The organism is Pseudomonas sp. GW821-FHT04D07 (genome assembly GCF_059420225.1).
Genome location: NZ_JBWKTH010000005.1, coordinates 273,134 through 293,305 on the forward strand (window position 1 = coordinate 273,134; position 20,172 = coordinate 293,305).

Sequence of the window (20,172 nt, forward strand, 5' to 3'; positions counted from 1 at the left end):
TCGTCAACCGCCCTATCGAGCCTGCTGGCTCTTGCTCCTGCGGGAATAAAGACACTCCTGGGCGATGGTCGTGCGCAACTGCGCCGCCTCCTGTTCCAGCCGCTCGCACATGAAATCCACGAACACGCGAATCTTGCGCGACAGCTGGCGGCTCGAAGGCCAGACGATGCTCATGCTGTCCGGCGGGATCAGATAGCCATGCAGCAGGCAGCGCAACGAACCGTCGGCCAGGGCCTCGCGAGCGAGAAAGTCGGGGATGGTACCCAGGCCAAAGCCCTTGACCAGCGCCCCAAGGACCATTTCCATATTGTTGCTGATCATCACCGTGCGGGTCCGTGGCTCCCGCGCGCCCTCCTCGCGCAATAATGGAAAATCCAGCAGCTTGCCATTCTTGAAGTAGCGAAAACGCACCGCCAGGTGGTCATCCAGTTCCGCCGGGGTCTGCGGCGTGCCATGCCGTTCCAGGTACGCCGGCGCGGCGCACAGTACCGGTTGCACGCCAGGCAAGGGTCGGCTCATCAAGCGCGAGTCCGGCAGGTTGCCGCTGCGAATGACGATATCCATTCCTTCCTCGATCACATCCACCAGCTTGTCGCTGAAGTCGAGGTCCAGTTCGATATCCGGATACAACGCCATGAATGCCGTCAGTACCGACTGGAACAACTGATAGCTGGCCGCCGGCATGCTGATCCGCAAGCGCCCACGGGGGATTTCCGTGGACTGCGACAAGGTTGCCTGGGCGTCGTCGAGGTCATCGAGGATGCGCCGGCAACGTTCCTGGAACACCCTGCCCTCGTCGGTCAGGCTGAGGCTGCGGGTCGAACGTTGGAACAAACGGACACCCAACTGCTGCTCAAGCCGGGTCACGCCCTTGCCGACGGCCGAAGCCGACAGGCCAAGCGCCCTGCCCGCCGCCACGAAACTGCCCAGCTCGGCCGTGCGGATAAAGGCCATCAAGCCACTCAGTCGATCCACTTGCCCCTCCTATTCGATCCTTTTATTCCGATATGGGCGGAATATTTACCGCTTTTTACCAGATTACTCGCTCCTTAAAATCCTTGGCTGTTCTGACTGCCCGGGCAACCCACCGAATCGCGGCCGTCATCACGCTCACCCAGGGCGCCTGCACCTGCCCGCGACAAGGATCTGCGAACATGCCCATTCCACGCTTGCTTCAACAGCGGCTGATTCTGCTGGCCGTGTGCATCACGGCCATCACCATGCCTTTCAACTTCACCGCGGCAGCCGTTGCCCTGCCTGCCATTGGCCGGACCTTCGGTGGCTCGCCAATGGAACTGAACTGGGTCACCAACGCCTTCATGCTGACCTTCGGCAGTTGCCTGATGCTGGCCGGGGCATTGGCCGACAACTATGGCCGCAAAAAAATCTTCCTCGGCGGCGTCAGCGCCTTTGCCCTGCTCGCCGCGGTATTGCCCTTCGCCCCCGGCCTGGCGCTGTTCGACGTCCTGCGCGCGGCCCAGGGGTTGGCCGCCGCGGCCGCCTTCTCCGGCGGCATGGCCGCCCTGGCGCAAGTCTTCGACGGACCGGGGCGCATCCGTGCGTTCAGTTTTGTCGGCACCAGCTTCGGTATCGGCCTGGCCTTCGGCCCCGTGGCGGCCGGCGCGATAATCGAGGCGTTTGGCTGGCCGCTGATCTTCCTGCTGATCACCGTGCTGGCGACCATCTCGCTGCTGCTGGCCGCGCGTTACATGCACGAGTCACGCAACCCCGAGGCGGCCGGCATCGATTGGCCCGGCGCGATCACCTTCACCTGGGCGCTGGGGATTTTCACCTTTGCCATCCTCAAAGCGCCGGAAAGCGGTTGGGCCGATCCGCAGGTGCTCGGTCTGTTCGCCATCGCGCTGCTGTCCTTCGTGGCCTTCGTCGTGATCGAGCAGCGGGTCGCCCAGCCCATGCTCGACCTGACGCTGTTCCGCTTCCCGCGCTTCGTCGGCGTGCAACTGCTGGCGGCCGCACCGGCCTATTCCTTCGTGGTACTGCTGATACTGCTGCCGATCCGTTTTGTCGGCATCGAAGGCATGAGCGAGATCGCGGCCGGCTGGTTGCTGATCGCGTTATCGGCGCCGTTGTTGGTACTGCCGGTCGTCGCCGGTTACCTGACCCGCTGGCTATCGCCCTCGACCTTGTGCGGCAGTGGCCTGCTGGTATGTGCCACCGGGCTGTTCTGGTTGAGTCACGTGCCGGTGGGCAGTTCAGCCATGCAACTGGCCTGGCCGATGTTCGTGATCGGTGTCGGCATCAGCCTGCCCTGGGGCTTGATGGACGGCATGGCAGTCAGCGTGGTGCCCAAGGAGCGCGCCGGCATGGCCACCGGCATTTTCAGCACCACCCGGGTGGCCGGTGAAGGTGTGGCCATTGCCGTCGTCACTGCACTGCTGTCAGCGCTCACCGCCAGTCATCTCGGTGGCGCGGCGACGCCGGACATCGTCGGTGCCGCGCAGCATCTGGTCAGCGGCGACCTGGCCGGTGCCACACAACTGCTGCCCACCGCAGGACAAGCCGTGCTGGCCGAGGGCTACAGTGCCGCGTTCAGCAGCTTGCTGCGGGTACTGACCGTTATCACCGTGCTGACGGCGGCCGTGGTGTTTCTGTTTCTCGATCGTGGTTCGATCGAGGACGATACCGATACTGAACGGGATGAACGAGTGCTGGATCAAGCGGCCTGAGCACACGAAGGTTCTCAACCGTGTCCGAGACCTCGCAGGTAAGCGCAAAACATATCGGCCATGGCATCCGCGTAGGTTTCGATCTGCGCGGGGGTTCGCGGGCTTTCCGAAAACTGCTTGCCCACCGAACTGAGTGTCGCCTTGATCAGATCGCCGGCCACGGCACGGATCGCGTCGCTAGCATCGGGTAGTACCTCGCGCATAAATACCTCGACGATGTGCGCTCCCGCAGCCCTTACCTCCCGAGCCTCGGGCGCGTCGCGATAAAACGGCGCGGCGTCATCCAGCGCCACGCGGACCTCGGCCTCATCGCATTCGGAGCGGATAAACGCGTGAACCAGCAGACGCAGCCGTTCCAGGGGCGGGTGGCGCGGGTCTTCAAGAATGCCGCGTAGCATTTCGGTGGTCTCGCGCCACTCATCACTCTGCAGGCGAAAAAGGATCGCCGCCTTGTTCGGGAAATACTGATACACCGATCCGACGCTGACCCCGGCCCGCTCGGCGACCCGTGTGGTGGTAAAGCGGCGCATGCCCTCCTTCGCCAAAACCTGAATAGCCGCTTGCAGAATCGAATCGACCAGGTCATTGGAGCGAACCTGCTTGGGCTGTTTGCGTGAGGCAATCCGCGGACTTGGGCGATCGGTCATGGGCTGGGCTCACAATGCGAATAGAAAATATGAAGGTTTGTTCGCATTATAAACCCTCACTGAACTCACCGGGAAAACCCCATGACCACCCTGACCCAAGCCCCCCTCGCGCCCCTGCTCGACCGCCTGTTCGCCGAGGCCGATGCAACGTGGCCAACCCTCGCCGCCGCCGCTGGCAATATTTCGGAAGCCGAGCGCGTGCGTCTGATGCGCAGCAAGACCGACTACCTCGAGTTCTATACGCGCTTGAAGGACTTCCCGCTGGCGGTCTCACGGGAAACCGGGACACTGCTGTATATGCTGGCGCGCAGTAGCGCGGCACGGACGATCGTCGAGTTCGGCACCTCGTTCGGCCTCTCGACCCTGCACCTGGCCGCCGCCCTGCGGGACAATGGTGGCGGCCGCTTGATCGGCAGCGAGTTCGAGCCCTCCAAGGTACTGCGAGCGCGGGAAAACCTGGTGGCCGGCGGACTGGTCGACCTGGTGGAGATTCGCCAGGGCGATGCCCTGCAGACCCTCGCTGTCAACCTCCCGGAACGCATCGACCTGGTCCTTCTCGACGGCGCCAAGGCGCTCTACCCCGATATCCTGAACCTGCTGCAGAGTCGCCTGCGCCCGGGTGCGCTGATCATCGCCGACAATGCCGACCATAGCCCCGAGTACCTGGCCCGCGTGCGCAATCCTGCCGAAGGTTTCCTGTCCACGCCGTTCGCCGAGGACGTCGAGCTGTCCATCTGGCTGGGCTGACACCCATCGGGGGGGGCTTCCTGGTGCGGATAGCCTGGCCAGCCCCTCTGGTCTCAGGATCGTCATCCGCTTGAACGATTCAATGGCTATGCTGGTCAAGTTCTTTCCTGCCCCATGAAACCCAAGGTGACGACGCCATGACCAAGACTTATAGCTATGCGGCCCACAACCCCAAGGATTCACTCAAGCCTTTCACCTTTGAACGTCGCGCTCCCGGTGCCGACGATGTGCAGATCGAGATCCTCTACTGCGGTGTCTGCCACTCCGACCTGCACACCGCGCGCAATGAATGGCATAACACCCTGTACCCGTCAGTGCCGGGGCACGAAATCGTTGGCCGGGTCACCGCAGTCGGTGCCCATGTCAGCAAATTCAAGGTCGGCGACCTGGCCGGCGTCGGCTGCATGGTCGACAGCTGCCAACACTGTGCGTCCTGCGCCGAAGGCGAAGAGCAATACTGCGAAAACGGCTTCACCGGCACCTACAACGGCCCGGTGTTCGGCGGTGAAAACACCTTTGGCGGGTATTCGGACAATATCGTCGTCAAGGAGAAATTCGTCCTGCGCATCTCCCATGGCGATGCCAACTTGGCGGCCGTCGCACCGTTGCTGTGTGCCGGTATCACCACCTATTCGCCGCTGCAACATTGGAAAGTCGGCCCGGGCAAAAAGGTCGGCGTGGTCGGTCTCGGCGGCCTGGGGCACATGGCGGTGAAAATCGCCCATGCCATGGGCGCACATGTGGTGCTGTTCACCACCTCGCCGAACAAGCGCGAAGATGGCCTGCGCCTGGGCGCCAATGAAGTCGTGGTGTCCAGGAACGCGGATGAAATGGCCGCGTTCAGCAACACCCTGGACTTCATCCTCAACACCGTGGCCGCGCCCCACGACCTGGACGCCTTCCTCGCGCTACTCAAGCGCGACGGCACCATGACGCTGGTCGGTGCCCCTGACAGTCCGCACCCTTCGCCGTCGGTGTTCAACCTGATCTTCAAGCGCCGCAGCCTGGCCGGTTCCTTGATCGGCGGCATCCAGGAAACCCAGGATATGCTGGACTTCTGCGCCAGGCACGGGCTGGTCTCGGATATCGAGATAATCGATATTCAAGACATCAACGAAGCCTATGGCCGCATGCTCAAGGGCGACGTCAAATACCGCTTCGTGATCGACATGAGCAGCCTGAAAAAAGAAGCCAACGCCGCCTGATCGAACCCTGCCATCCGAACCCGTGGGATCGCGCCGGGCGCGCTGTCGTCACGGGCTTCGGAAGCCGACTATCCAGGCCTGAACCTGGTGAGGTACTGTAGGACGAATACACCTGAGCCATGGGCGGCTGCAAGCGCGAAAGCGAATGCCGATGGCTAAGCAATACAAGGCGGAACCGCAAGGTAAAAGCCTACATTCAAAATGAGATCAGAATGCTCAAGAACGCTATTTTTTGCCTGTCCCTCCTGGCCACGGCAAGTTCCGCCTACGCCAACGAAGCCATTGCCTACAAAGACGAATTTGAAAACCAATACGTTCAATGTATTGAAAAAAAACTGGCGGCGGACTGCTGGAACAAGGTCTTTGCCGGGCACTTTGACCAGTGGCAAACCAACGAAAAAGATCTGATTTCCAAAAGCCAAGGCGCCCTGTCCAGCTGGATCGGGCAACATGACATCTACAAAATACACTTGGGTCCCAAAGAAACAAAAGGTGAAATCTTTGAAAACCGGGCTTACCTGATCGAACGTGATGACGGGCGACTGGTTGGCATCCATATAGGTTTCAGGCAAGTCAAAGGCCAGTGGTATGTCTCCGAACTTATGGGCAGCCCCGACGAGGCCTTTATCAGATCCATCATCAATATGCCCAAGTTGAAGTAAGGCGAGAACAACAGGACCGCGCTGCCGCTGCCCGGAAGCCCCACGGCGTGCAGCATGGGCAATCCGCATTGCACCTTCTTTGTTCTGGATCGGTTGAAGCGATTTTACACGGCCCCCTTGCGAGCCATTTTCTGCAGGTCTAGACAGTGCGTCCGATCATCTACGCGCCGAACCGGCACTTGAGCGCCGGCTTGCGTGTTTTTGTCGATTGGAGGGCGCCGCTATTCTGGGCGCTTCCAGAAGAGCAACGGGGCAAATCAGGCGATAGCAGCTCCAACCACAAAGACAACTAAAAGGCTTCACTCGCGCCTGGCAAAGTTCAGACTCATCAGTCACTTCGATCGCCAGATATCACCAACACCCATTATCTAAAAAAACTGCCAATTCTCGTCGGATTGCCCTACAAACCGCTCTATCTCAAGCGATACAGCCTATAGATACGAAACTGAAACATTGGTAGTTTGCGCGGCACGTGATTATCCACAGAGTTCTAATAATGAAAAAAGTCATACTCAAAACCACGCTCAGCCTTGCCGTTACCCTGGCCTCCACCCAACTGTTCGCCAGTGGTCTTGCCATCAACGAACAAAGTATCAGCGGGATGGGCACCGGTTACGCGGGGCGCTCATCTTCCGCCGAAGATGCCAGCACCCTCTACGGCAACCCTGCCGGTATGTCCCTGCTCAAGCGCGACCAAGTGACCGCCGGCGCCGCGGTGCTTGATGCCAAGACCGATATCAAGAACGTCAACGGCGGTCGTCGAGGCGGCACCAACGACGGCGACATGGTCCCGTTCACTTCCGTACCCAATGCCTTCTTGGTCAAACAGCTGGGTAACGGCTGGGCAGTGGGTCTGGGCGCCTACGCGCCTTTCGGCCTGATCACCGATTATGAAAGCGGCTTTGCCGGCAGCAATTACGGCCGCAAGAGCGAAGTCAAGGTTGTGACCCTGCAACCGACTGTCAGCTACGCCATCAACGACGTGGTGTCCATCGGCTTCGGTCCGACCTTCAACCGCATCAGCGGCGAGCTGAGCTCCACGCTGCCTATCGGTAACGGCTTTGTCGACGTCAAGGGCGACGACACGGCGGTGGGCTACAACATTGGTGTGATTGTCCAACCAACCGACACCACCCGCCTGGGTCTGACCTACCACTCCAAGGTCAGCTACTCGCTGGATGGCCACACCAGCGTCACTGGCCTCTCCGGCCTGGGCATTGCCGACGCCCGCTACAAGACCTCCCTGGATATCACCACACCAGAGAACGTCGACTTCTCGATCACCCAGAAACTGGATGATCAGTGGACGGTCTATGGCGGTGCCACCTGGACCCGCTGGAGTCGCCTGCAAAACATCACCATCAACAACCAGGGTGTGACCGGCCCGCTCGCCAGCCAGCTCACCAGCAGCACCGAACCCGAGAACTGGCATGACACCTGGGCTTCGGCCATCGGCGTGTCCTACCGGGTCAACAAGGAATGGATCCTGCGCAGCGGTTTGTCGGTCGACCAGGCACCGACGAACAACACGGATCGTTCCGTGCGCATCCCGACGGGTGATCGCCGCGTCATCAGCGTCGGTGCCGGCTACAGCCCAACCGACGACCTGACCATCGACCTCGCCGTTTCCTACCTCAAGGAAGAAGATGTCAACGTCAACCTAAACAACCCGCAAAAAGGCTCCTACAGCGCCCAGTACGAAAACAGCGCGTGGGGCTACGGCCTGGGCGTTACCTACAAGTTCTGATTCACGGCGAACTTGAAGCGCTCGTCAACGGGCCCAAAAAACCCGCATCGCCCGATGCGGGTTAATGAGATCCCCCCAACCTCAATCAGCGCGAACAGTACTCAACGTACTCGCCGTGCCGCCCAAGGCCTTCAGCAGCACCGGATCATGCCCATAGATATCCGGTGCATACAGCAAGGCTCCAGTGCTATCGACCTGGACCGTCCAGTAACCGAGCAGGATCGGCACCGACGCCGCAAGCCGGTATTCGTGGGTGGTACCGCTGGCCAGCAATTCGTCGGTCCGCGTACGTTCCGCCGGGGTCAGTAACAGGTCCCGCAGGTGCAGCGGTTGCTCGACCCGCACACAGCCCGAGCTGAAGGCCCGGGGGCCCTTGGCAAACAGCGGCTGGCTGGGGGTGTCGTGCAGGTACACCGAAAAAGGATTGGGGAAACGCAGGACGATCTTGCCCAGCGGATTCCTCGGACCGGCATCCTGGCGCAGCATGATATTGCCAGGCCGCTCCCAGTCGATGGCGTCCGCCGCCAGCGGATGGCCTTCACTGTCCAGTATCTGCAGGTTCTGTTGGCTCAGGTACGTCGGATTCTGGCGGATCGCCGGCAGCTTGTCCTCGCGCATGATGGTCGGCGGCACGGTCCAGGTCGGGTTCAAGGTCAGCCGGGTGACCCGCGATTTCAACAACGGCGTCTGTCGATCGGCACGTCCCACTTGCAGGCGCGTCTGCCACACCGACGCGCCATCGTGGTAGACGCTCAACTGGGCCGCCGCGACATTGACCAGCACCCCCTCGGGCGCCAGGTCCGGCGCCAACCAGCGAAAGCGTTCGAGGTTGATGCGCAACTGCTCGCGCCGTAGCGCCGGGCTGATATTCAGTTCGGTCAGGGTGCCCGGACCGATCACCCCATCGGCCTGCAGCGAATGGCTGAGCTGGAAGTGCTCGACCGCGTGCGTCAGTTCCTCGCCATAGGTCTTTTCCAACCCGGCGGGCAGGCTCTCCAGATAGCCTTCGGCGAGCAGTCGCTGGGCCAATGCCGGCACCCGCGCGTCCTCCATGCCAGGACGCAGCAAGGGCCCGCCGCCGATCGCCTGCCAATCTGCCAACGGCTGCTGGCGCTGCGCCGCGTAAGCGCGACGCAGGCTTCGGTACAACTCGACATTCGGCCGCGCCTGATCGAACGCCAGGGCCATATCCTGCAACCCCGTCGCCGCCAGTGTCAGTAGCTCGGTGTCCACGTCCCGTGTCGGCGGCTGTGCCTGCCAGAGCGGTTCGAAGCGCGCCTGCTGCAAGCGACCGTAATGCAGATCCTGTAGGGCTTGCAGATACTGCCGGCTGATCTCGATATCGGTACACAGCGCGTTGCCGCCAGTTGTGTCCTGAGGCAACGGGTAACGCGCCGGATCCAGGCCATCATCGGCCAACAACGACAGTTGGGCCTGCAAGGCCGCCAGCCGACCACTGGCGGACCACACGGGCGCCTCATTCTGCTGCTGGTAAAACACCCGCAAGCGCTGTTGTGTCGGCGCGTCCAGCCGTACCGCCAGGCCTGGGCAGGCGGTCGACAACTGCGCCATCACCGACGGCAAGGGGGTGGGCGGATCGCTGAGCGGATCCTCGGCCATCGCGACCAGTGGTGCCACGAACAGGCACATGCTCAAGTAACATGCGTGTTTTTTGAACAACGGCTTGACTCCAATCCATGATCGTCGCATTGATGGTCTACAGCTGTGGCAGAGGCGAAAAACCTTCAGGCAGCCTGTGACCACGCCACCCAAAGACCGACGGGATGCGCGAGCCTGTACTGACGGCCGAGGCACTCTCTACATGCTGACTTCTTGCTATCGACTCTGCCTGATCATTCTGACCCTGGCCGCGCCATGCAGTTCTACCCTGGCCGCCAGCGGCCCTGAACAGACGCTGTATCGCAGACTCGCCCACGCGGCGCCGGAACTCAACCCCCGGGTTCTGAAAAATGCCCTGAGCGCCATGCAATGCGCGATCAATAGTGGACTCGAACAAGCCGAGCGCCTGGCGGTGATCGACTACTCGCAACCCTCGACCACGCGACGCCTGTGGATCTTCGACCTGCGCAAGCAGACCCTGCTGCTACGCGACCTGGTCGCCCACGGGCAGAACTCCGGGGAAAACTTCGCCACCCAGTTCTCCAATCAGATCGGCAGTTATCAATCCAGCCTGGGGCTGTTCCGCACCCAGGAAAGTTACGAAGGCACCCATGGCTATTCACTGCGCATGGACGGCCTGGAACCGGGTTTCAATGATCGCGCCCGCGACCGGGACATCGTGATTCATGCGGCCGACTACGTGAGCCCGCTGTGGAGCAAGCGCGAAGGCCGTCTCGGCCGCAGCCAGGGCTGCCCCGCCGTACGCCCGCAAGTCGCGCGGCAGGTGGTCGACAAACTCAAGGATGGCCAGTTCATGTTTGTCTGGTACCCCGACCGGAACTGGCTGAAGTCCTCGACCTACCTCAACTGCAAACCCCAGCAGATGGCCAGTGCCACGTCCGCCAATGGCGGTTGACCGCGCCCCGGTGCAGATTGGCTGATCGGGCCTGTTATAACCTCAGCGTAATGGGCATTACGCCATCAGTTTGTCCAGAAACCCAAACAACTTCTGGTTCATTTGCGCATAGTCATTCGCGCGAAGGGCGGCCGGTTGCTGGACGAAACGGCACTCGATCGACGTCGCCAACTCACTCTCGGATGCGCCAATAAGCCGTTCCACGACGTCGAGGGTGAATTCCATATGGCATTGAAAGCCATACACCCGCGGGCTGTATTCGACAATCTGCCGAGGACACCCTTCGCTATAGGCCAGGATCTTGGCGTTCTCGGTGAGGCCAGGCATGTCGTTGTGCCAATGTCCGACTTCCAGGACATCGCCGAAATGAGCGATCTTGTTGTTGTCCTTTCCCGCCGCGGTGAGGCTGATCGGGTACTTGCCGATCTCTTTCTCGGGGCTGTGAGCGAACCTGGCCCCCAGGGCTTCACCGAGCAGTTGGGCACCGAGGCAGACGCCCACCACGGCCTTTTGCGCCGCAACGGCTCTGGCGATCAACGCACATTCGGCGACGGCGTCGAAGTGCGGACACTCTGCCAGGGTGGTGGCCGGTGACTGCGGGCCACCCAGTACCACCAGCAGATCGATGGTGTCTACGTCCGGAAAAGCATGGCGCTCATAAACACGCGAGTAGCTGGCCTCGTAGCCGCGCTCTTCAACCCAGGTTTCGTAAGCGCCCGGCGACTCGAAGGCTTCGTGAACGACGAAATGAACTTTCATTGGAACTCCTCTGGTGATAATCCCTGTCAGCTACAGCAGCCTACCAATACGCCGGGTAAAAGAGCAGCGATAGCCAACGCCGTCGCGCAACAAGTCGTCCTGCAATGGGACCCGCTGTATGCCGCCGTTGATAGCGCCCGTCTGCCCGCCAATTCGCCGCAAATCATGGTCAGGTCGGCCATGCTGCGCTACTTCGACAACATGCGAAAAATGTCTCGCCTGACCGTAGTCATGGTCGAGCGCGGCCCCACGCCGGATCCTGCACTGCTGGCCCAAGTCAAGACACTCAAGAGCGACTCGATGGAACAGATCGCCGTGCTGCAGCGACTGGCGGCGGCGGTCAAGCAGCAGGGGCGCCCTTCATAAAGGGCGCTAGTGCGCTGCGAATGCTCGGAATGAGGCTTTAGCCCTTGGGTTTCACTTTTGCCTTGGTCGACAGTTTTTCCGCCCGGTACTGCTTCACCTCGGCCAGCCTCAGCTCTTCGGGCAAATGAGCATGATGTTTGCTCTGGCCGACCCGTTGGGCGTTATAGATACCGGCGTGACCGGACACCAGGTAGCTGGCGATACAAGCAATGGCGGCAAACGGCGCGATTTGCGGGCCAAACAACTCCATGGCCATGATGATGGTTGCCAATGGGGTGTTGGCCGCACCGGCAAAGACGGCGACAAAACCGATACCCGCCAACATGGCGAAGGGCAAGTGCAGCAATGGCGCGAGGGCATTGCCCAAGGTCGCGCCAATGTAGAACAACGGGGTGACCTCGCCGCCCTTGAAACCCGTGCCCAACGACAGCACGGTGAAGAGCAGTTTGCCGAGCCAGTCCCAAGGCGCCATGGGCATCTGAAACGACTGCTCGATGCTGGGGATGCCAAGCCCGATGTACTGATGCGCACCCAGCGCCCAGACGGCGATGGCGATCAGCGTGCCGCCAAGCAGGGGACGCAAGGGTGGGTAGGTGATCAGCTTTTTGACCCAGGCGCCCAGTCGATGAGTCGCGGTGGCAAACAGTAGGCCGGCCAGGCCGAACACGATGCCGGCCGCGACGACAGCCATCATGCTCCAGAATTGCACGGGCACCACCTCGCCAATGGCGTAATGGACATGCGCCACGCCCCAGGCCAGGCCCACCTGATCGGCGACGATCGCCGCGACCATGCAGGGGAACAGTGCGTCATAACGCATGCGCCCGATGGCCAGCACCTCCAGGCCGAAAATCGCCCCCGCCAATGGCGTGCCGAACACCGAGGCAAAACCTGCGCTGATACCGGCCATCAGCATGATGCGTCGATCTTCCCGGCGCAGACGCAGCAGGCGCGTCAATTGGTCGGCCAGTGCACCGCCCATTTGCACGGCGGTACCTTCACGCCCCACGGAAGCACCGAACATATGGGAGACCAAGGTGCCGCCGAGCACCAGGGGCACCATTCGCAACGGCACGGTGTTCTTCGGATCGTGAATCTCATCGATGATCAGGTTGTTGCCCGCATCGACCGGTTTTCCCAACCAATGATAAATCAGCCCAACGGCAAAACCCGCAATCGGCAGCAGCCAGATAGCCCAGCCATGGGCTTCACGCCACTGAGTCACATGGTCCAGGGAAAACAGGAAAAAAGCCGAGGCCGTACCTGCCGGTACGGCGACCATACTGGCTAACAACAACCACTTGGCGATGTAGGGCAGCAGCTGGAGTTGTTCGAGTTGAGAAAGTCTGGGCATGGGGGTCAGCCGTAGCATGTCAATGGGGACTGACCAAAGAGGCATTCTGGGCGCAAGCACCTACAGACCTGTTTGATCAGGTTTCTGCAGGCATCATCAGCTGCAAGAGAAGCAGCGGTTAATACGGAGGAATGCCATCTCCGGCCGGCGATCATAGCCAGCGCCGAAAAAATTGTAAATTGTTGTTGCATGACGGCCCCATCCCTGGCGCCCCCGTCATCAATTGCCCGTCTGCGGTTGCGGCTGATGCAATCCCGGCCTATGTTCCAAACGATACCTTTATCTGCAACCCGCTCCCCTAGCCCGCTGTCCATCCAATACGAACTGCCCCCGTAACGAGGTGACGACATGCCGAACAACTCCCGCCCCGCCGTACTCGAACTGATCGGCAATACACCGCTGGTGCGCGTCAGCCGCTTCGATACCGGCCCGTGCACCTTGTTCCTCAAGCTCGAATCGCAGAACCCAGGCGGCTCGATCAAGGACCGCATCGGCCTGGCGATGATCGACGCGGCCGAGCGCGACGGGCGCCTGCGCCCCGGCGCGACCATCGTCGAGGCCACCGCCGGCAACACCGGCCTGGGCCTGGCGTTGGTGGGTCGGGCCAAGGGTTACCGGGTGGTGCTGGTGGTCCCCGACAAGATGTCCACCGAAAAGGTCCTGCACCTCAAGGCCATGGGCGCCGAGGTGCACATCACCCGCTCCGATGTCGGCAAGGGCCATCCCGAGTATTACCAGGACGTCGCCGCGCGGCTGGCCAAGGAAATTCCCGATGCGTTCTTCGCCGATCAATTCAACAACCCGGCCAACCCGTTGGCCCACGAAACCAGTACCGCGCCAGAAATCTGGGCACAAACCCAACACGATGTCGACGCCATCGTCGTCGGCGTCGGTTCGGCCGGCACCTTGACCGGGCTGACCCGCTTCTTCCAACGCGTGCAACCGAACCTGGCCATGGTCCTGGCCGACCCCGTCGGCTCAGTGGTCGCCGAGTACAGCCGCAGCGGCACCCTCGGCAGCGCCGGTTCCTGGGCCGTGGAAGGTATCGGCGAAGACTTCATCCCGTCGATTGCCGACCTGTCCAGCGTGCGCCACGCTTACTCGATCAGCGACGAAGAAAGCTTCGACCATGCCCGTCAACTGCTGCGTGCCGAAGGTATTCTCGGCGGTTCCTCGACCGGCACCCTGCTGGCCGCGGCGCTGCGTTATTGCCGCGAGCAGACCGAGCCCAAGCGCGTCGTCACCTTTGTCTGCGACACCGGCACCCGTTACCTGTCCAAGGTCTACAACGACCAGTGGATGAACGATCAGGGGCTGCTGAAGTACAAGCACTACGGCGATCTGCGTGACCTGATCGCGCGGCGTTTCGAGGATGGCCGGGTGATCAGCGTCGGGCCGGACGACACCCTGCTCACCGCCTTCCAGCGCATGCGCCTGGCGGACGTGTCGCAACTGCCGGTGCTGGTGGCCGGCCAGCAACTGGTGGGTGTGATCGACGAATCGGATATCCTGCTGGGCATGCACGACGACGCGGCGCACTTTCGCCTAAGCGTGGCCAGCGTCATGACCGACAAACTGCAGACTCTGGCCCCCACTGCCAGCCTGGCTGAACTGCAGGCCGAGCTGGATCGCGGCTTGGTCGCAATCATCGCCGACGCCTCGGGCTTTCACGGCCTGATCACTCGCGTCGACCTGCTCAATCACTTACGGAGATCCCTGGCATGAGTCAACACGACAAGTCCGCCGCACCCCGCGCCTTCTCCACCCGCGTCATTCATGCCGGGCAGGCGCCGGACCCGACCACCGGGGCGCTGATGCCACCGATCTACGCCAACTCCACCTATCTGCAAGAGAGCCCCGGGGTGCACAAGGGCTTCGACTACGGCCGTTCGCACAACCCGACGCGCTTTGCCCTGGAACGCTGCGTGGCGGACCTCGAGGGCGGCACCCAGGCTTTCGCCTTTGCTTCCGGGCTGGCGGCGATTTCCACCGTGCTCGAACTGCTCGACGCGGGTGCTCATGTGGTCTCCGGCAATGACCTGTACGGCGGCACCTTCCGCCTGTTCGACAAAGTGCGCCAACGCAGCGCCGGGCATCGCTTCAGCTACGTCGACCTGACCGATCTCGGCGCCTTCGAAGCAGCGTTGCAGGACACGACGCAGATGGTCTGGGTCGAGACACCGAGCAATCCCCTGCTGAGCCTCACCGACCTTGCCGCCGTCGCCCGCATTTGTCGCGACCGCGGCATCATCTGTGTCGCCGACAACACCTTTGCCAGCCCCTGGATCCAGCGCCCGTTGGAGCTGGGCTTCGACATCGTGGTGCACTCGACGACCAAATACCTCAACGGCCACTCCGATGTGATCGGTGGCATCGCGGTGGTCGGGCAAAACGCCGAACTCGCCGGGCGCCTGGGCTTTTTGCAGAACTCGGTAGGTGCGATTGCCGGGCCATTCGATGCGTTCCTCACCCTGCGCGGCGTGAAAACCCTGGCGCTGCGCATGGAGCGCCATTGCAGCAATGCCCTGGACCTGGCGACCTGGCTCGAACGTCAGCCACAGGTCGCGCGCGTCTACTACCCGGGCCTGCCGTCACACCCGCAGCATGAACTGGCGTGTCGGCAGATGCGCGGCTTCGGCGGGATGATTTCGGTTGACCTGAAAAGCGACCTGGCCGGTGCCAAGCGTTTCCTGGAAAGCGTAGAAATCTTCGCCCTGGCCGAGAGCCTGGGCGGCGTCGAAAGCCTGATCGAACACCCGGCGATCATGACCCACGCCAGTATCCCGGCGCAAACCCGCGCGCAACTCGGCATCGGCGATGGGCTGGTGCGCTTGTCGGTGGGGGTCGAGGATGTCGAAGATCTGCGGGCGGACCTGGCGCAGGCGTTGGCACGGATCTGAAGCCCAAGGCGACGGCTACCCTCAACGAAAGTTGGTGGCCTGTCGCCTTTCTTTTAAGATGCATTTTCCATAGGGTTTATTGAGTTGCCCAAGCGCCCCTGTGCTGCAAACACCCACCCCGCCCCCCTCCGCAGTCGGCGATAACAACATGATCGAAGTAACCGAAGTTTCCATTGCCCAGCTACGTGCTGCGCTTGAATCCGGCCAGACCACCGCGGTTGAACTGGTGCAGGCCTACCTTGCCAGGATCGAGGCCTACGACGGCCCAGGCACGCCTACCGCCCTTAACGCGGTGGTAGTTCGCAACCCTGATGCTCTCAACGAAGCGCGGGCGTCCGATGCCCGCCGGGCCAAAGGCGAGACGCTGGGACCGCTCGATGGCATCCCTTATACCGCCAAGGACAGTTATCTGGTCAAGGGGCTTACCGCTGCCTCCGGCAGTCCGGCCTTCGCCAAGCTGGTCGCCCAGCGCGATGCGTTCACCATCGAACGGCTACGCGCCGGCGGCGCGATCTGCCTGGGCAAGACCAATATGCCGCCCATGGCCAACGGCGGCATGCAGCGCGGGGTCTACGGCCGGGCGGAAAGTCCGTACAACGCCGACTACCTCACCGCGCCGTTCGCCTCGGGCTCATCGAACGGCGCGGGAACGGCAACCGCCGCCAGTTTCGCCGCATTCGGCCTGGCGGAAGAAACCTGGTCGAGCGGACGCGGACCGGCCTCGAACAACGGTTTGTGCGCCTACACCCCTTCCCGTGGGTTGATCTCGGTGCGCGGCAACTGGCCGTTGACCCCGACCATGGACGTCGTCGTGCCCTATGCCAGGAGCATGGCCGACCTCCTTGAAGTGCTCGACGTGGTGGTGGCGGAGGATCCCGATACCCGTGGCGATCTGTGGCGGATGCAACCCTGGGTGCCGATTCCGAGCGTGACCTCGGTGCGTCCCGCGTCCTATGGCGCGCTGGCGGCCAATAGCGATGCGCTCGCCGGCAAACGCTTCGGCGTGCCGCGTATGTTCATCAACGCGGATCCCGACGCGGGCACCAGCGAATCGCCTGGGATCGGTGGCCCAACCGGCCAGCGCATCAACACCCGCGCCTCCGTGATCGATCTCTGGGAGGCCGCACGCAAGGCGCTCGAAGCGGCTGGCGCCGAGGTGATCGAGGTCGATTTCCCGTTGGTTTCGAACTGCGAAGGTGATCGTCCGGGTACGCCGACGGTGTTCACCCGGGGCCTGGTGTCCAAGGCGTTCCTGCACCATGAATTATGGGATCTGTCGGCCTGGGCCTTCGATGATTTCCTGCGGGCCAACGGCGATCCAGCGTTGAACCGTCTGGTGGATGTCGACGGGCCAAAGATTTTCCCCCACGACCCCGGCACCCTGCCCAACCGCGAAGGCGACCTGGCCGCCGGCATGGACGAGTATGTACGCATGGCCGAACGTGGGATTACCCCGTGGAACGAGATCAGCAGCGTGCCTGACGGACTGCGCGGGCTTGAACAGACCCGGCGCATCGATCTTGAGGAGTGGATGGATCGCCTGGGGCTCGATGCGGTGCTCTTCCCAACGGTGGCCGACGTCGGCCCGGCGGATGCCGATGTCAATCCAAAGTCGGCGGATATCGCCTGGAGCAACGGTATCTGGGTCGCCAATGGCAACCTCGCCATCCGCCATCTGGGTGTGCCCACGGTCACAGTACCGATGGGCGTCATGGCGGATATCGGCATGCCGGTCGGCCTGACCTTCGCCGGTCGTGCTTATGACGACTCGGCGCTGCTTCACCTGGCTTCGGCGTTCGAGTCGACCGGGAACAAACGCTTGATTCCGCCGCGCACTCCGGCATTGCTGGCCGGCAAACAGTAATCCGGGGGGATTGCGGCCGTGGGCTCCAGTCCCCCTGTATAGGCACCGATGCATGGCTGCCGTATGGTCAGAAGACTAATATCAAATGCTGTTTGGGAATCGCTTTGCTTCGCTCGCCTGATCGTAAACATCTCATTCAGCGGTAAAGATCATCGCTGTGCCTAAAGATTGAGGGACTCAACAGAACGGCACATTGAGTTTCGCCGCTTGCCACCCAATCCGCGAGAAATGCGAGTTCGCATTTGACTCTCCCATAACCGCCTGCTAAACCCAGCTAGGCGCATCACAACGTCAAGACATGAACTCGGGTATCCGGGCATAAGCCGCTTGTGCGGCTCAAAAGTCCGAATGCTTGAGCGCGGCAGCAGGACTGCTGACGTGAGTCGCCTTGTGCTCCAGTTCTCCGCGCGCACTCAGTCAAGGATATGACCTATGGAAAGCGTTGATCGCCTTAGCAGTGCTATGGGGCGCGGTCTGATCAATCGGTCTTGCTCGTCGTTCATCCGACACGGCCTTGCCGGGCTGACTCTCTCAGGACTGTTGCTGGCTACCCAGCTGGCAGCCGCCCAGACAGGACCTGTGTTCTCCCCGGACTTACCTTCCCCCCTGAGCCCGGTCATTCCGTCGGACGTCGACCCCACGCTGATCGGCACCCTGACGAAAAATGGCGAATTCGCCCAGGTACAACGGGTCTTCGATATCTTTTCCTGGCAACAATTCCTGGCAATCAATTGGCCGACAGGCGAACAAGGCAAACCTGCGCCACACATTACCGACCTGGCATTCGGCCCACCGGCCTGGACACGCTGGCGTGAGTCATTCGAGCTGTTCCAGGAAGACGGTCGACCACCGCCCACGATGCTTACCGAAACGCAGTCGGCGCGGCCCCTGCGTCAAACCGTGACGGCACGCCATGGCGTGCCCCTGGGGCCGCTGGCGGCTACGAGCACCGACCGCAGCAAACGCATTCTGTCAATTATCAGTGCCACCAAGGCGCTGACTGTCCTGAATGAGACCCAACAGGCTTTTACCCATCCGCTTTGGGACCAGCATGGCCGGCAGGCCCATTACGAAATACTGATGAACGATACCGAAACCCAGTACATCGTGCAGAACCAGCTCTACAACCTTGATGGGCAGATCGCCTTCAGCAACACGCATAACGCCTTGAATATGCCAGCCGGATCATTCAATCGTCCCGAGCAACCCGGCGCGATCGAGATCAAGCTCGCCTGGCGCATCCTGGATGAGGCGGCCGGCGATATCCCTCAACGCTATTTCACCACCACCGCGATGATACTCAACGACGACGGCAAGGGCTGGCACGATGCACAGGTTGGCCTGGTAGGCATGCACATCGCGCATAAGACCGGCACCTCGCCGCAATGGAGCTGGTCAACCTTCGAGCACGTCGACAACCTGCAGGTCAATTCACTCGAAACCGTTCAGGTCAATGGCAAGCCGCAGCACCTGCGAGCGTCCTTCAACAATCCCGACTGTGCGACTTGTCTGGTCAACACCTTTCCGCCGACCAAGGATCCGGCCACGGGCCAGTTGCGCACGCAAGTGACCCGTGTGATCCCCATTCCCCCCGCCACCGAGCAGATCAATCGACAAGCCCAGGCCTTACTGCGTGACATGGGTTCGGTCTGGCAATACTACGAGCTGATCAACACCCAATGGCCGACAGACCCTGCCGCGCCACCGACCACCCCGGGCCCGGGGACCTTGCCAGGGAGCATCGACAACAAGTCCGGTGGCAAGCCGACCCCCGTCTATCTGGCCAACTCGATCATGGAAACTTATTTCCAGAAGGGCAACCAGCCCGTGGGGCAGGAAGAGGAAGGCGGGCCGGCAGTGACCGACCAGGTCTTCGCCACCGAAAGCTGCATGGGCTGCCACTATTCGGCGGGTATCGCCAGCACTTACACCCTGGGTCCGAACGGCGTCAAAACGGCAACTTTCAATGGTCCGACCAGCGCTGACTTCAGTTGGATGTTTCAACAGCTGGCGCATTTCCGCACCGACGGCACGGAGGCAAAACCGAGCCCCTGAGAGGCTGAGCACGCTACCGGGGCGCCTGTAAGGCCTCCGGAGAGCGTGCGTATTATCCCAGCGCTCAGCCCATTCCACGGAGGAACTTCATCATGAGTCGGCCCCTTACTCAAAAAGCCTACCTGAGCGCCAACGGTGCCAGGGACTTTCTGCAAACCGATCCAGCTGGTACTTACCAGTTTGTGACCACCAACAACTTCACCCCTAACCTCGGACAGTGGACGCCATTCGGTAACGTCGGCGCCATCACGCGGGCCGGCAACAGCTTTCTGCTGAGCGCGCAGAACAACAATGTCAGCCTGCAACTGTCCTTCCTGTCTCCTCGTTGTTTCCGCGTTCGCTTCAACCCTGCGGCGAATGCAAGCTACGACACTGACAATTCATATGCCGTGATCAATCGCGATCTCGGCCCGGTGACCCTCAACGTCCTGCAAAACACCCAGGACCTGCTACTGATCGACACCGGCGCCCTGCAGCTGCGTATCAATTTGCAACCCTATGCCCTGCAAGTCTTTCGCGACGACGGAAGCGGACCGCAGTTGGTGCATAGCGATACGACGGATGACTGTGGTGGTTTAATTTCCCCGGACACCCCGATAGGTGGAAAATGCATCTATCGAGGAGTTTTTCATGACCGACAAGC

General features: G+C 61.6%; 17 protein-coding genes and 1 riboswitch. Of the genes, 12 read left to right on the forward strand and 5 right to left on the reverse strand.

Annotation, left to right across the window (positions count from 1 at the left end; translation table 11 throughout):
- Window positions 1–12: 12 nt before the first annotated feature.
- A complete protein-coding gene (locus tag AC07T0_RS09945) occupies window positions 13–975 on the reverse strand; it encodes a LysR family transcriptional regulator (protein WP_495001005.1) in 963 nt (320 codons plus the stop codon).
- 179 nt (window positions 976–1,154) lie between these two features.
- On the opposite strand from AC07T0_RS09945, the gene AC07T0_RS09950 reads away from it, so the two are divergent.
- A complete protein-coding gene (locus tag AC07T0_RS09950; protein WP_495001006.1) occupies window positions 1,155–2,687 on the forward strand; it encodes an MFS transporter in 1,533 nt (510 codons plus the stop codon).
- A 14-nt stretch (window positions 2,688–2,701) separates the two neighbouring features.
- Here AC07T0_RS09950 and AC07T0_RS09955 read toward each other — a convergent pair whose 3' ends face one another.
- On the reverse strand, window positions 2,702–3,334 hold the full coding sequence (locus tag AC07T0_RS09955) for a TetR/AcrR family transcriptional regulator (RefSeq protein WP_495001007.1): 633 nt from the start codon (window positions 3,332–3,334) through the stop codon (window positions 2,702–2,704).
- Window positions 3,335–3,415: 81 nt separating this feature from the next.
- On the opposite strand from AC07T0_RS09955, the gene AC07T0_RS09960 reads away from it, so the two are divergent.
- The 4 genes from AC07T0_RS09960 to AC07T0_RS09975 all read left to right on the forward strand — a co-directional run bounded on the left by AC07T0_RS09960 (window position 3,416) and on the right by AC07T0_RS09975 (window position 7,695).
- The gene (locus AC07T0_RS09960) at window positions 3,416–4,081 is read left to right on the forward strand and encodes an O-methyltransferase (protein ID WP_495001008.1); all 666 of its coding nucleotides are present in this window, start codon (window positions 3,416–3,418) and stop codon (window positions 4,079–4,081) included.
- A 137-nt stretch (window positions 4,082–4,218) separates the two neighbouring features.
- Window positions 4,219–5,286 (forward strand): NAD(P)-dependent alcohol dehydrogenase, encoded by a 1,068-nt coding sequence (locus AC07T0_RS09965; protein ID WP_495001009.1) that lies wholly within the window; start codon window positions 4,219–4,221, stop codon window positions 5,284–5,286.
- 212 nt (window positions 5,287–5,498) lie between these two features.
- A complete protein-coding gene (locus AC07T0_RS09970) occupies window positions 5,499–5,948 on the forward strand; it encodes a hypothetical protein (RefSeq protein ID WP_495001010.1) in 450 nt (149 codons plus the stop codon).
- A gap of 496 nt (window positions 5,949–6,444) precedes the next feature.
- Window positions 6,445–7,695: an OmpP1/FadL family transporter gene (locus tag AC07T0_RS09975; protein WP_495001011.1), complete on the forward strand. Its 1,251-nt coding sequence runs from the start codon at window positions 6,445–6,447 to the stop codon at window positions 7,693–7,695.
- Window positions 7,696–7,776: 81 nt separating this feature from the next.
- On the opposite strand, the gene AC07T0_RS09980 is transcribed toward AC07T0_RS09975, so the two are convergent.
- Window positions 7,777–9,375, reverse strand: coding sequence for a L,D-transpeptidase family protein (locus AC07T0_RS09980; protein ID WP_495001012.1), 1,599 nt, complete (start codon window positions 9,373–9,375; stop codon window positions 7,777–7,779).
- A gap of 142 nt (window positions 9,376–9,517) precedes the next feature.
- Here AC07T0_RS09980 and AC07T0_RS09985 point away from each other — a divergent pair, with 142 nt between their 5' ends.
- Window positions 9,518–10,231, forward strand: a complete 714-nt coding sequence (locus tag AC07T0_RS09985) for a murein L,D-transpeptidase catalytic domain family protein (protein ID WP_495001013.1) — start codon at window positions 9,518–9,520, stop codon at window positions 10,229–10,231.
- Window positions 10,232–10,288: 57 nt separating this feature from the next.
- On the opposite strand, the gene AC07T0_RS09990 is transcribed toward AC07T0_RS09985, so the two are convergent.
- Entirely contained in the window at window positions 10,289–10,990 is a 702-nt protein-coding gene (locus tag AC07T0_RS09990; RefSeq protein ID WP_495001014.1) for a type 1 glutamine amidotransferase, read from the reverse strand.
- On the opposite strand from AC07T0_RS09990, the gene AC07T0_RS09995 reads away from it, so the two are divergent.
- Window positions 10,967–11,356, forward strand: a complete 390-nt coding sequence (locus tag AC07T0_RS09995; protein ID WP_495001015.1) for a hypothetical protein — start codon at window positions 10,967–10,969, stop codon at window positions 11,354–11,356. The two genes, AC07T0_RS09990 and AC07T0_RS09995, sit on opposite strands and share 24 nt — an antisense overlap.
- Before the next feature lie 37 nt (window positions 11,357–11,393).
- Here the strand turns inward: AC07T0_RS09995 and AC07T0_RS10000 are convergent, their stop codons facing one another.
- Window positions 11,394–12,710 (reverse strand): voltage-gated chloride channel family protein, encoded by a 1,317-nt coding sequence (locus AC07T0_RS10000; RefSeq protein WP_495001016.1) that lies wholly within the window; start codon window positions 12,708–12,710, stop codon window positions 11,394–11,396.
- Between the two features lie 80 nt (window positions 12,711–12,790).
- A riboswitch (Fluoride riboswitch) is annotated at window positions 12,791–12,861 on the reverse strand.
- A gap of 197 nt (window positions 12,862–13,058) precedes the next feature.
- Here AC07T0_RS10000 and AC07T0_RS10005 point away from each other — a divergent pair.
- The 5 genes from AC07T0_RS10005 to AC07T0_RS10025 all read left to right on the forward strand — a co-directional run.
- On the forward strand, window positions 13,059–14,435 hold the full coding sequence (locus tag AC07T0_RS10005; protein WP_495001017.1) for a pyridoxal-phosphate dependent enzyme: 1,377 nt from the start codon (window positions 13,059–13,061) through the stop codon (window positions 14,433–14,435).
- Entirely contained in the window at window positions 14,432–15,610 is a 1,179-nt protein-coding gene (locus tag AC07T0_RS10010; RefSeq protein WP_495001018.1) for a cystathionine gamma-synthase, read from the forward strand. The genes AC07T0_RS10005 and AC07T0_RS10010 overlap by 4 nt, the downstream gene beginning before the upstream one ends.
- Before the next feature lie 148 nt (window positions 15,611–15,758).
- Window positions 15,759–17,474: an amidase gene (locus AC07T0_RS10015; RefSeq protein ID WP_495001019.1), complete on the forward strand. Its 1,716-nt coding sequence runs from the start codon at window positions 15,759–15,761 to the stop codon at window positions 17,472–17,474.
- A gap of 432 nt (window positions 17,475–17,906) precedes the next feature.
- Entirely contained in the window at window positions 17,907–19,529 is a 1,623-nt protein-coding gene (locus AC07T0_RS10020) for a hypothetical protein (RefSeq protein WP_495001020.1), read from the forward strand.
- Between the two features lie 92 nt (window positions 19,530–19,621).
- Window positions 19,622–20,172: DUF4968 domain-containing protein (locus AC07T0_RS10025; RefSeq protein WP_495001021.1), on the forward strand; the 551-nt coding region annotated here is incomplete at its 3' end.

Bases quoted from the DNA above. Each gene is read 5' to 3' on its own strand.
- AC07T0_RS09950 (WP_495001006.1), top strand. From the start codon at position 1,155: ATGCCCATTCCACGCTTGCTTCAACAGCGGCTGATTCTGCTGGCCGTG.
- AC07T0_RS09955 (WP_495001007.1), bottom strand. From the start codon at position 3,334: ATGACCGATCGCCCAAGTCCGCGGATTGCCTCACGCAAACAGCCCAAG.
- AC07T0_RS09960 (WP_495001008.1), top strand. From the start codon at position 3,416: ATGACCACCCTGACCCAAGCCCCCCTCGCGCCCCTGCTCGACCGCCTG.
- AC07T0_RS09965 (WP_495001009.1), top strand. From the start codon at position 4,219: ATGACCAAGACTTATAGCTATGCGGCCCACAACCCCAAGGATTCACTC.
- AC07T0_RS09970 (WP_495001010.1), top strand. From the start codon at position 5,499: ATGCTCAAGAACGCTATTTTTTGCCTGTCCCTCCTGGCCACGGCAAGT.
- AC07T0_RS09975 (WP_495001011.1), top strand. From the start codon at position 6,445: ATGAAAAAAGTCATACTCAAAACCACGCTCAGCCTTGCCGTTACCCTG.
- AC07T0_RS09985 (WP_495001013.1), top strand. From the start codon at position 9,518: ATGCTGACTTCTTGCTATCGACTCTGCCTGATCATTCTGACCCTGGCC.
- AC07T0_RS09990 (WP_495001014.1), bottom strand. From the start codon at position 10,990: ATGAAAGTTCATTTCGTCGTTCACGAAGCCTTCGAGTCGCCGGGCGCT.
- AC07T0_RS10000 (WP_495001016.1), bottom strand. From the start codon at position 12,710: ATGCCCAGACTTTCTCAACTCGAACAACTCCAGCTGCTGCCCTACATC.
- AC07T0_RS10005 (WP_495001017.1), top strand. From the start codon at position 13,059: ATGCCGAACAACTCCCGCCCCGCCGTACTCGAACTGATCGGCAATACA.
- AC07T0_RS10010 (WP_495001018.1), top strand. From the start codon at position 14,432: ATGAGTCAACACGACAAGTCCGCCGCACCCCGCGCCTTCTCCACCCGC.
- AC07T0_RS10015 (WP_495001019.1), top strand. From the start codon at position 15,759: ATGATCGAAGTAACCGAAGTTTCCATTGCCCAGCTACGTGCTGCGCTT.
- AC07T0_RS10020 (WP_495001020.1), top strand. From the start codon at position 17,907: ATGGAAAGCGTTGATCGCCTTAGCAGTGCTATGGGGCGCGGTCTGATC.